This window comes from Brevibacillus sp. MCWH (assembly GCF_013096935.1).
Taxonomy (GTDB): domain Bacteria; phylum Bacillota; class Bacilli; order Brevibacillales; family Brevibacillaceae; genus Brevibacillus; species Brevibacillus aydinogluensis.
Map to the genome: position 1 here is coordinate 20,745 of NZ_SDLF01000003.1, position 12,874 is coordinate 33,618.

At 36.4% G+C, this 12,874-nt stretch carries 7 protein-coding genes; 6 read left to right on the plus strand and 1 reads right to left on the minus strand.

Annotated features, from left to right (window positions below; all coding sequences use genetic code 11):
• Nucleotides 1-339 precede the first annotated feature (339 nt).
• Together ETC00_RS03295 and ETC00_RS03300 are read left to right on the plus strand one after the other, a co-directional pair.
• Nucleotides 340-1,014: an SOS response-associated peptidase gene (locus ETC00_RS03295; RefSeq protein WP_171564537.1), complete on the plus strand. Its 675-nt coding sequence runs from the start codon at nucleotides 340-342 to the stop codon at nucleotides 1,012-1,014.
• A 2,128-nt stretch (nucleotides 1,015-3,142) separates the two neighbouring features.
• Complete coding sequence (locus ETC00_RS03300) at nucleotides 3,143-6,661, plus strand: tetratricopeptide repeat protein (protein WP_171564538.1); 3,519 nt, start codon at nucleotides 3,143-3,145, stop codon at nucleotides 6,659-6,661.
• A 628-nt stretch (nucleotides 6,662-7,289) separates the two neighbouring features.
• Here the strand turns inward: ETC00_RS03300 and ETC00_RS03305 are convergent.
• Complete coding sequence (locus ETC00_RS03305; RefSeq protein ID WP_349290996.1) at nucleotides 7,290-7,478, minus strand: helix-turn-helix domain-containing protein; 189 nt, start codon at nucleotides 7,476-7,478, stop codon at nucleotides 7,290-7,292.
• 29 nt (nucleotides 7,479-7,507) lie between these two features.
• Between ETC00_RS03305 and ETC00_RS20820 the strand changes: the two genes are divergently transcribed.
• The 4 genes from ETC00_RS20820 to ETC00_RS03320 all read left to right on the plus strand — a co-directional run bounded on the left by ETC00_RS20820 (nucleotide 7,508) and on the right by ETC00_RS03320 (nucleotide 12,495).
• A complete protein-coding gene (locus tag ETC00_RS20820; RefSeq protein WP_256379851.1) occupies nucleotides 7,508-7,639 on the plus strand; it encodes a hypothetical protein in 132 nt (43 codons plus the stop codon).
• 1,014 nt (nucleotides 7,640-8,653) lie between these two features.
• A complete protein-coding gene (locus ETC00_RS03310; RefSeq protein WP_171564539.1) occupies nucleotides 8,654-10,114 on the plus strand; it encodes an AAA family ATPase in 1,461 nt (486 codons plus the stop codon).
• 25 nt (nucleotides 10,115-10,139) lie between these two features.
• Nucleotides 10,140-11,048, plus strand: a complete 909-nt coding sequence (locus ETC00_RS03315; protein WP_171564540.1) for a DUF4435 domain-containing protein — start codon at nucleotides 10,140-10,142, stop codon at nucleotides 11,046-11,048.
• Between the two features lie 118 nt (nucleotides 11,049-11,166).
• Nucleotides 11,167-12,495 (plus strand): deoxyguanosinetriphosphate triphosphohydrolase family protein, encoded by a 1,329-nt coding sequence (locus tag ETC00_RS03320; RefSeq protein WP_171564541.1) that lies wholly within the window; start codon nucleotides 11,167-11,169, stop codon nucleotides 12,493-12,495.
• The last annotated feature ends 379 nt before the right edge of the window (nucleotides 12,496-12,874 follow it).

Here is a 12,874-nt window from a genome sequence, read left to right on the forward strand (position 1 = left end):
CCTTCTTACTAGTATACGAAAAAAATTGATGTGATTCATTAATTGCGGCGAGTCGCCCGTCCACAAGCAAGCGTTCTACCCTCTGTGAACAACGGGGGAAGACAACGCCTTTGTTTACCTAGCCTCGGCTACAGACTACGGTAGAACGCAAGAAGTGGTGCAGAAATGGGTTGCTTCGGAGTCCCGTTCACATGATTTGGTCATAAGACGGACTCACACAACATAATAAAAAATTGAACCAGTCATATCGTCAAGACGTACCTCCTTCAATTCCCCCAATACGGTGGGGGATTATTTTTTTGCTTGTTGAGGCATCATGGTAAAAGGAGGGAGCTGCCCATGTGTGGACGGTTTACGCTAGTCACAGACCCGGAAAAACTGATGAGTCGATTCCACCTGCAGGAGATCCCGTTTGATCTGAAGCCGAGGTACAACATCGCCCCCGGTCAGCAGATCCCGGCCATTCTTGCCGACGGTGGGCGACGCAGAATTGGCCAATTGCGTTGGGGGCTGGTTCCATCTTGGGCACAGGACGATAAAATCGGCTACAAGATGATCAATGCGCGCGCCGAAACGCTGCAGGAGAAGCCGGCTTTTCGGAGGCTGTTTGAGCGCAAGCGCTGTATGATCCCTGCGGACGGCTTTTTCGAGTGGAAGCAGATGGACGGGAGAAAACAGCCGATGCGCATTACCATGCGGAGCGGAGAACCGTTTGCCTTTGCTGGTCTGTTTGACACGTGGACAGCGCCTGACGGCCAGAAACTTCACACCTGCACGATCATTACCACCCGGCCCAATGAGGTCGTCGCTGACATCCACGACCGGATGCCGGTCATTTTACGGCAGGAAGATGAAGACCTATGGCTTGATCGGGAGAAATACGATCCCGACTTGCTGCAGTCGCTGCTCGTTCCATTTGACCCCGGACAGATGCGAGCGTATCCAGTATCTGCGATTGTTGGAAGCCCGAAAAATGATTTCCCTGCGTGCATTGAGGAGGTTGCTTGGCAATAGCGGCAACCTCTTGTTTTTTATCAAAAATTAAATCGCGTACGAGTTTATGCACATCCGGGAGAGGCATAGATGGTAATGGAAAATAGCCTGGAAAGTATCCAGATATTCCATATATTAATCGCAAGAATCATGTTTTTTCTAGCGTGAATATCTAACGCGTCAACCGCGGTATCATTTTCCCGATGAATCGCGGTTTATAGGTTGATATCTTCACGCGTGTCGTGTGAATAACATCCTTGGAAAAAGAGTACTTGATGGTAACGGATGCAGGTGGTCGCTTGGTATGCACCTCGTAGATGGTAATGTATGGACCGCTGTCTTTAAGAGCTTCTCCAGGATAATGAATATTATTAAGGAAAATATATTCCACACCAAGTCCTCGCCCAAGTCTTGGGGAATGTTTTTGGATGGGCACTTTCCTTGCAGCGGTCTCCGATATGCCTGTTTTTCCGTGCAAACTCCAACTGGTTTTCGATTGAACCTCGCTCGGCCTGATTGTTTGAGCTTAATAAAATGCAAGTTTGTACATATTATATCACCTCAATAACGAACATTTGTTCATGTTCATTTCATAAAAAAGCCCATAAAGGACTATAATGTGTTACTTTTAGTTTGATTAAAGAATTCAACAAATCGATTTGCTACTAGACCAAGAATTAGAAGATCTATTGCTTTTGAAAACAAAATGTGAATAATTTGAATCGAACTTAACAAAAAACTCTTGTTTATCATCTCTTGAAGCCTAATGAAATTTGAATCACCTGAGAAAGGAATAGCAAAGTGAATTGAAAAAGTAAAATAAAAGGTATTGTAGAAAGCTACAGGAGTTGTTGTGTTAAAAGAATCTCTAATCTCTGTGAAATGTGGAATACCTTTTAAATAACCAAATATTTCTCCTAACAATATTGCAAACGAGTATATAAAACAAAAAACTAAATCAGTTATGAAAATGGTTGCTCCAATTATCACAACTGTTGACGCAAAAAAATTTTTAAAACTCTTTCCTTTAATATTGTCAAACTCAATAATTATTTGATTAATAAGATCTATTAAATTTACTATCGCGAAATAAAGAAATGGTAGCAAGCAAATAATTAAGAATACTATGTTCAGAGTCAAGTTTTCCCCAAAAATTAATACACGCAGTTTACCATGTAATAGAAATATAATAGTCGAAAATAGTACAATCATAACTATTTGAAAGAAAATTCGGGGTACAATAGTCAAAGTAGAATTGGTAGCAACTTTATAGAAGTAAACAGTCAAAAAAAATAATGTAACGAATAGCACTACGTATCCCGGAATTAATGGTAAGCAGAAATATAGCAATAGAAATGAAACCATAGTTAATTGATTATAAGCAAGCCTAAAAAACTCATCTCTCAGTACATTAAATACTTTCATTATAAATTTTCAGTCCATTCCATTCTGATTATCTGCTGTTATTGATTTAGGATAAATTAAATTAATAATGAATAGAAGTTTAGTTTTTGCTTTACCTTCTCCAACCTTTCAACACACAATTCTGGTGTCACCTTGAATTGTTCTTATAATACTTAGATCTTCAATAATTAAAATCCTTAGCATATGTAATGGCAAAAAAGCATATCGGGTGAAATTCCTGGAATCCCACTCTGGAAGCTCTCGGAACGCTTATAGCAGCATGATTTGTCGTCCAGCGTGACGGAGGATATGATAAATCTCATATGGTAAAAGCGTTCCCGTTGAACTTTGGCAGGAAGCCTTTTATTGTAATGCTCCTGAATCGTCCGAATTTGTATGACAGTGAGGGGACGTCCTTATACACAAGAAAGATAATTAAGGCTTTCGCAATTCGGGACTCAACTATATCAATGGGCCCGCGAATACCGAGGGATAGGAGAATCGCGAGACACATGATTCCAACGGAGTAGGGGAATACGGTAAGTTACAAGATCCTTCACCTTGACTGCGAATGTGTTCGCGTTAAAATCAAAAGTAGTGCAATTGAACTATTTGTATTATACTATCTAGTGTAAAATTTTGCTAGGTGTTGTCGCTTATTCAGGAAGGAAACTTTAGTAATAATGGGCAGGCTCTTTTTACAATGAAGTTTTTTAGAATTAAACTTCCATGAGAGGTGATTTCTATGGATTTTGGGGCAATTTTGGGAAAGCTTGGTCCGTTGTTTTTTTCCTTTTTGATGCCCAAAATAAAAAACTCAAAGTTAATTAGAGATCTTCAGGCAAAATGGGTCAAAGATAACTATGCCAAGAAAACGACCTTAATGTTCGAAGCAGCACTTGCTGATGCGAAAGCTACTTTTGATTTGCCCGATGAGTTAATTCGGGATCTAATAGAAGACCGAACTAACAGAGAAGAAATGTTTCGTTGGATATTAGAGGGAGTCCCATATGAGAAATTTACTCGTGAACAGCTAAATCTGGAACCATATATGGAGGCATATCCTTCTTATCAGGACTTTATTGTACCTTTTTTCCAAACTATCTTATTGAAACTAGAAGAATACAAAGTTACTCAATGGGAACCTGAATTTTTGCAAATCCTAAATAGAATTAATTATTTTGAGGACGAAATTAAAGAGGGGTTTAAGAATATTGAGCAAAATCAAATAAAGACTATTCAAATTACAGAAGAAAACAATCGTTTACTAAAACAGGCTCTTACCCCTGTGGGGTTCGAGGATTTAAGTAAACTCATAAAACAGGGAAAAACAAATGTTGCCCGTGAAAAAGCCGAAGAGAGGCTAAAAAGAAGCCTTAAGCAAGAAGAATACTTGGAATTGCATTCCATAATCGCAACAAGTTATATAGTGAGCGGTAAAGAGAACGAGGCAATTCCACATTTATATGCCGCTGTTGCAAATTCTAACGACGAAGCACGTAAAAAGAGACTGCTGGCTTTAATACACATTTTCGAAAATCAATTAGATAAAGCCTTATCTAATATTAGAGAAGCGATTGACATTGAAGGTAAAACAACGAAGAATTTAGAGATTCTGATAAACATTTTTCTCCAACAAAAAAAATATGATGAAGCACTTAAAATATTGCTAGAGAACCCAGACTCCGATTTAGATCAAATAAAGGCACACGTTTTGCTGAACACAAAAAAATACGATCAAGTTACCGAACTATCTGATTACTATTTGAATAATGAACCAAACAATATCAATTGGTTATTAATCAAAATTGAATCAAAAATCCTAAAAATGGAAAATGATATTTCAAATAACGTTTTCGTTGATCCTGAAAAAATTTTACTAGAAGTAATGCCAGTGTTGGATCATTTGGAGAAACAAGACATTGATAATATTGGCATTCTGACCAGGATCAAGGAATTGAAATCGGCACTATATTTTAGAAACAAGCGCTTTTCTGAGGCAAAAATATTGTATGAAGAAGTGTATCGTGACAAAGGAAATATCAATAATCTCATTTCTTGTTGTATATTTGACGGTGATTGGGATAGAGCGATTGATTTACTTCAAGAGAAGATATCCGTTGAAACCCCAAATCTTAATGATCTCATTACCTTAAGTCAAGTTTATGTAGAAGCTGGAAGACCAAATGATGCATTAGCTTTATTAGAGGCTAATAAGTCGCTGGTTGAGACAGAACTCAAGATTCCTTTAAAGTACTACTTCACATATATGGATGCCTTATTCCTAAATGTGAATCATAGCGAAATAAAAAATTTGATTGAAGTACTTAACTTGACAACCTCAGACCGTGAGGGAATCTACGCACTAAAAGCCTATTACGCGATGAAACTTCATGATTGGGAAGAAGCAGTAACCAATTGGGAGTCATGTATTGATCAGTTAGATGGACAAGTTGTAATCGAGTGTAAGATACAACTTAGCATTGCTTATTTGAACAGAGGAACAGAAGCCGATTTAAAAAAGCTGAAGGAATTAATTGTGTCGATACCAAACTGGATGCAACATGAAATCCTTGTCAATCGGTATGTACGTGCTCTATTTCAGTTGGGAGAATATAAACAAATTCTTTCCTTAATTGATCAGTTGACAGAAAAATCAGACTTTTTGCTAAATGTAGTTACAACCATTTATTTTAACTTAGGCTGGTATGAAGTTGCAAAAGTAAACTTTTTGAACCTATACCAAAAGACCCAAGAGTTACATTATCTATTAAGATATGCTGATTGTTTGTTTCGATTAGGAAATGCAAATCATTGTTTAGAAGTTTTGGAGTCAGCGGAGAATAGGGTTAAGAAATCGGGATCAATGGAAGATTTTAATTTGTTAAGCATTGCTTTTATGAATGCGTTGAAGTATCAAAAATCTATGGAGTATGCATATCAAACCTACCTTGCGGGAAAAGAAAACCCGAATGCATGGCGTTTCTTTTTCTGGCAAATGGCACATTTAGGTCAGTTTATAGCAGATCCGGAAAAAGAATGGTTAGAGGCTTATAGTGAAGTTGCGACTCAATTTAATAAAAAATTTCCTGATGAAGAACCCTTATTTAAAGAGTTTAAAGCAATCGAGGAAGGAAAAATCTCGAATCAATTTATTGAAGAACTGAAAAAATCTACAGAATCTATATTACATGTAAAAACCGTTTTTGAAAGATATAAATTGCCTTTAAGTTTTTTGATTAATGCATTGAATAAGGGACCTTTTGAGACATGGGGACATGTTATGAATGAACGGGATATGCGTATCTGGATGCTTCAAGGGGATCAAAGAGAATTATTACGAGGGGCAGAAGCTGCCAAACATGCAAAAGAGGTATTGTGCGATGTAACTACATTACTTACGATTCGTCACCTTGGTCTACTGGACAAGTTAAAGGAAAGATACGACCTGTACATTCATCAAGAGCACTTTGATTTAGTTTTTCAAGAATACCTCAATACTAAGTTAATTAGTGACGATGGACTTAAGACCTTGTCATATGAGAATGACAGATTGGTATTGCGTGAATTTTCGTCAGAACTGGTCAAGGAGTCAGTCAAAAATCAGGAAGAATTCATTGAATGGTTAAATGAAAATTGCAAAAAGGTCGGCAATGTGATTGAAAATGATTTTGATAATAAAAATGATAAAATTGCTTTTCTAAATCATCCAATACGAGTGAGCAAAAACCGTTCATTTACCATGCTAGTGGATAGTTTTGTAACAGGTTGTTACGCAAGAGAAAGCCATGGGGTTAATTATTTTACGACGTTTGATGTGCTGGAGGTTTTTATACTTGAAGGGGTAATAGACAATGACAAGTGGAGTGAATGCATTGGAAAACTGGTTATGATGGGATATGCCTTAATCCCAGTCAATGAAAAGGTATTTACTTATTATCTAAAGAAAAATAATTTTAAAATGAATGAACAAGTAATCGCTTTATTTGACTATCTTAAGCAAGAAGAATTCAGTGAAGATTTCCTGATAAATCTTGTAGCAACAATACTTGGCTGGATCTGGATTGAAAGTATCTCTCCAATAACGAGACAACAATTAACCGATTACTTATGCCACGTGTTAACATTTAAAAGAAACAAATTAATCATAATTGAAAAATTAATAGATCAAACTACAACAAAATTTTCTCCATTGGTGGTTCTTCAAAGGCAAAAAATGAAACGGTGTATCGAGCAATGGCTAAAAAGTCAATCCATAATTTAAAAAAATGGAGAGGAGTAATGTTAACATAAAATATCATTAAAGAAAGGTTCTTTATTTGAAATCACGCGGTCTGACAAACCTAGTGAATTGACTAAGGTTGTGTTAAGAGGTTCTCTAGTTCAGTTTAAGGACGTTCGCTTTTGTTGATGGATGCCGGATCATCGGTACGACCGAGAAGGTAATCCACGGATACACCGAAAAAGTCAGCAAAGAACTGATTACCACCCAGAGACCATTAAATCGAGTCAACAAGTTGCCCCTATGTTAAGACATTCGCTCTTATTTTGAATTTGCAGACGCTAACCAGTTTGCCCCTTTCGAAGTGCAGGTTAGGAAAGTAGCGGAAAACAACGACAATGCTCAAGTAATGGCCACTTCCCAAGCAATAGATTATGGTGAAGATAATCAAATACGTGAAGTTTATGGAGGAATTCTCATATTTACATTGCATAAAACTTCATTTACTTCATGGGATATTGTTGAGGTTGATGAAACGGAGAAAATGCAAAAGGAGGATACTTAGTTTTAATCGTTCCGTACACAATGGTATGAACCTGGATGGATTGGACAAGCGTTTTGACAATTTACCGTTTTAGCTCAAACATATGTTCGTCGCTTGTCCCGTAATTCATGGAGCAGTGAACCGATCCAGCTTGCCGAGACCAGTGACCTTTCGCTGATAGGATTCAGGTTCCTTCTTGTTTAGCCACTTGCAAATGGTTTTTCGATCCCTCCCCATTTCCTGCGCGATCCGAGTAATACTCATGCCACGTTTCCTCATCTCGTGAATCATGTAAAACTCCCCATTCTTTACCATAACTTCTCTCTCCTCCAAGGAGAGAGTCAATGAAAATGGGGAATTTTCAACTGATTCTATTGGGGATTTTATCGCTGATCTTCACAGAGGAAGCGACCAGATGGGTCACCAGTGTCAAAGGGTTCGGTCATGGAACGGATCTTCACACCGTGGCCTTCTAAATTCATTACAGCGTTCAAAATGATGCGTGCCTATTGGCCCAATTGGTCAAGCCGATAAATGAGGAGGAGTTCACAAGGGCTATCCGTTTAATTTGCAATTCTTTCACACATCATCGAGGATCTACGAAATGTTCCCCGGAGAACTGACTGGATAAAGGCTTCCGCTTTGTATTCGAACAAAGCCCGGTTACTTACGTTTGACAGATTTGAAAGCCAAACGATTTTAACAAGGTACTAGAAAAGGAGTTTTTTATGGGTCAACAATAGTAATTGTGAAAGGGGTAACAGATCATAGGCGGGTAGATACTCGTCATAGCTTGAAAGCAGCATAAAGGCAACATGCAATCTTCCTTGTGACCTCGATATATCTGGCGTATTACCGACATGGAATCGTTAGAATAAGAGACGGACATTGCTGAATATACGTAATTTAAGCATTGAAATACAAAATCTTACCATGGTACTATTTTCACAGGAACAAAGCCCTGAGTAGATACGACTTGGTATCTTTATCGGCCTGCTTCCGCTTTCACCCATTAACTTTGTCATACTAACTTAGTTAAGTCGGTGGATCTTTTTTTTGAAATGTAAGAGCTTTTGCGCATACGCCAAGCTATACTCCCACAACCGGCAGCGGGATTAGCTGTTTTGCTCAGCACCGGCCTGGCGTTAAAAGAAACCGAGATCGTTCGCATCTATGGCATGCATTGGAGCATCGAGGCGTTCTTCAAATTTGCCAGATCGTATCTGAAGCTGGTTACGGAGTTTAAAGGCTGTTCCTATTGCATCTCGTGTTTACGCTTCATCTCGTGATGAAGTAGGAAAGTCGTCAACCAAACGATGCACGTTCGTTTGGAGGACTGTTTTCTTATGCTCTGCAATACCTGATAGGCATTTTCTTGGCGTTCAAGGGAATAAAAGGGATCAGTCTGACGTTCTCTGTCAAAACCTTTTTGTTTCGGGAAAACTGCGAAAGTTTAGTAATTAAACAAATAATGTATTGAGGTGTGGGCCATGCAAAATGCAAAGCCAACTATAAAATCATTTAAAATCTTTGGGTTATATGGGAAGAGAAATGTATATTTAGACTTTAATACAAATATCAAAATATATGTTGGAGAAAATGGAATTGGCAAAACTACAATATTAAACATATTTTATTATACACTTTCCCAACAATTTAATAAGTTGAAAGATATAGAGTTTGATTCGATTGAAGTAGTATTTTCCGACTCTGTTAAGGTTTTTATTAAGAGGGAGTGGCTAATGTTTGAAGAAGACGAAGATTTTTCTTCTTTTGTAAAAAGTGCTGTTAAAAGGCTAAAAAATTTCCTTACAACTGAAGAAATAGAAACTCTAATTAATGAAGTGGTTAAGAAACAATCTATGTCTTTACAAAATTTCCTTGACAAATATCGTTCAATATTTAGAGAGCGTAAGATTCCGGTTCATATCGTCTCGAGAGATATTGAATTTATTACTAAAAATTTTGATATTGGTATTTTGGAGATTGTTTTAAATGATTCTCTCCAGGATATCAGAAGGGTATTGTCTGCTCGTCTAAATGGCAAAATACTCTATTTGCCCACTTATCGTAGAATTGAGGAAGATTTAAGTAAATTAGGCTTAATAGTTTCTACAAATAAGGTTGAAAAAATTGTGACAAGAAATGCATTTGGAAAAGAAACTGTGGATTTTGTACGTAAAAACATTACTACTGACACTGAACTTATTCAGTTTGGTATGGATGATGTACAGAACTTAATCAAGAATTTTACCGAAGAAATTAAGGATTCAGCTATTAAAGGGTACTCTGAAGTTACAGGTAAGATGATTTCTCAACTGGTCCAAGAAAACACAATAACAGAAGAAATGAGGGACAGTATTAAAAACATTGAGTCTCTGAATATAGTATTGGATCGTGTCGGTAGTAACTTAAGTGAAGATGATAAAAGGAGAATTAGGCAATTAATCACTAATAATGATATTTTTCAAGATACAAAAGGGAACTATAACTTATTGATATATTTTTTGTATAACTTAATTAACATTTATAATCAGCAAAGAGATAAAGATAACGCGATTAAAACATTTGCTAAAGTATGTAGCGGTTATATGCTTCCGAATAAGTATGTAGCTTACGACGAGAACCTCGTAAAAATCGCTGTTAAAGATCAAAGAAGTGGTGAAGATGTTGAATTAAGCCAACTATCTTCTGGAGAAAAGCAAATTGTCTCACTTTTTTCTAAATTGTACTTAACTGATTGTGATGAGATTTATTTGTTAATTGATGAACCAGAATTGTCCTTATCTATTGAATGGCAACAAAAATTATTGCCAGATGTGGTTAATTCCGGAAAGTGCAAATTACTACTAGCGGTTACTCACTCGCCATTTATTTACACAGATAATTCTTTAGATGAGTATGCAGATAGTATGGAATTATGTATTGAGGAGATTACATATGAGGAATAATACACAGACGACGAGATTAGAGATAATGAGAGAAAAGTTGGAACAGGTACCAATAGGATATCATCGATTCCTAACTAAGTTTCCAAAATATAAAGACAAGCCTATTTGTTTTGTTGAAGGTGAGGACGAAGCATATTACGGTTTGAGGGTCAAAATACAATGTGAGAACCAAGAACCGTATTTTATAAAATGTAATGGAAAAAAGGGAGTTATTCAAACCTATGAATTAATCAATAAAAGTATGAAATTTAAAGACGGTAAGTTGTTTTATTTTGTAGATCGAGATTTTGATGAGTTAATATCAAATCCACTAATATATGAAACCCCTTGTTATTCAATAGAAAATTTTTATACAACCATTGACACATTCATAAAGATATTAAGAAATAGATTTAAAATCACGGAAGATGATGAGGAGTTTGAAATTTGCATAATGTTGTTTAAAGAGAGGCAAAATGAATTTCATAAAAGTATGCTTATGCTAAACTCCTGGATCAAATGCGTAAAGGAACAAACTGAACGTATAGGGACTCAAAAAGGTCCTTCAATCTCTAATCTAGAGTTAAGGGATTTCGTAAAAATTAGTTTAGAGTCTGTCCAACCTCTGTATGATAAAAAGAAAATAGAAGATCGTTTTTCAGGTAAATATATAGTACCGGATGAAGAATTAGAAAAGAAAATGCGAGAGTTACAATCAGTTGATCCTCAAGCCTTTTTCAGAGGCAAGTTTGAGATAGAGTTTTTAAGACGTTTTTTGGAAAAACTTCAAGAGGAACTTGCTCGTCCGCGATTAGGGTATTTTAACAAACCCAGAAGTATTAGTGGAGGGTTCACTGACATTGTTTCAAGTTTTTCTCAATATGCTGAAACACCAAGTTGCTTGGTCGAATATTTAAAAAGAGTATGGTTTGGTTATGTAAATGCTAGTGCATAATTCAATATTTGTATAGATTGTTAGAACTATAACGGTTGAAAGGCTATATTTAATTGGTGATTCCTCTAAATAATCAGTAAATAAATCAATTATAAACTAACCAGGGGGGTAACAAGATATGAGTCTACCTGAAGATATTAGGTATCTTAGAGAAAAAAGATTAGACGAAGAACAGGGAACCAGACAGGATTTTAGGAGTCCATTCCAAAGAGATTATGGAAGATTAATTCATTCTCCTGCCTTTAGAAGGCTTCAAGGAAAATCGCAAGTTTTTGGGGCTGGATCTGGTGATTACTTTAGGACCAGACTAACTCATTCGATCGAGGTGGCACAAATAGCCCGTCAAGTGGCTTATAAGCTTTTAAACGAGTATGAGGCATTACTGAAATGGCCCACTAATGCCGGTTTAACTATTGATCCAGAAGTAGTTGAATGCGCTGCTCTCGCACATGATTTAGGACATCCACCTTATGGGCATAAAGGAGAACAAGTCCTAGATTCACTACTTAAGGAATACGGTCTACACTACGAAGGAAATGCGCAAAATTTTCGTATATTAATGTTCTTAGAAAAAAGAACAGGGAATCGAAATGGATTAAATTTAACAGCAGCAGTTCTCCTGGCCACAAATAAATATCCTTATGAAATTGGCAAAGACGCTCGAAAAAAAGGAATATACAGTACCGAATGGCATCAAATCAAGTCATTGAGAGATGAGTGGGGTATCCCTTCAGAAAAAATAACTCTTGAGGCACAATTAATGGACTTGTGTGATGATATAGCTTATTCTACACATGATATAGAAGATGGTATAAAAGCTGGAAAAATAAATATTACCTCTGATTTATCAAGAGACACAAAACTGATCCAAGGTATTGTTGAAGAGATAAAGAATGAGGCTCAAAAGTATGAATCAGTTTGGCATAATGTTGATATCAAACAATCAGTAGAGCGCATATTGAAAAATTATCAAGATGACTGGAACAGAACATTAGAGGAAAGTGAAAGAGATATTTCTCGTGCACGCAGAGATATGAAAGCAACCTGGGTTCATAAATTTGCAACTAAAGTAGGAATAATAAAAGAAGATGATTGGTATAAGGTAACATTTATTAGTGATAACAAAGAAGATTTAGATTTATTAAGACAAATGATAGTATTAAAAAAATTAGCTTGGGTTACCATGGTTAAAGATTTACGTGTTCAACGTCTCCAAAAAAGAAGTGAGAAAATATTAAAAGACTTATGGTCTGTATTTATGCAAGATTCAAATGCTAAAGATATTATTCCAATTGATTGGTATCAAAGGTATCTGGAAAATCAGAGTATATGGAGATGGCAGAGAGTTGTTGCTGATTATCTAGCAGGTATGACTGATAGTTACGCTGAGAAAATACATGGTGAACTTTTTGGAAGTAAAATTGGATCTATTTACGAAATGGAATAATTAGCATGGAGTCTGTCAACCATTTTGAGTAAACCCATTTAAACAATAGATAAATATAAAAGCTTCATCACCTAATTTATCCATTCGAGGATGAAGCTTTTATAATGCTGATCGACATTTTGTAAACCCTTAATAGGGGAAACTTTCCAAACAATTGCCCCTTAGGGTCATACTAATTCGTGTTTCAACCTTCACCAGCATCTTGTGGTACGCACGGGACGTGTACTGGTAGCCATGATCGCTGTATCAGTCCATTTACATCCTTTTTTCTTTTCAAATGCTTTCCAAAAGGTCTTCAGGACAAGCGTATTGTCGTTGAAAAAAAGTCTTTCTTGCTGATAAGAAAATTTATTGATCTCCTACACGAAACTGGGTAAAA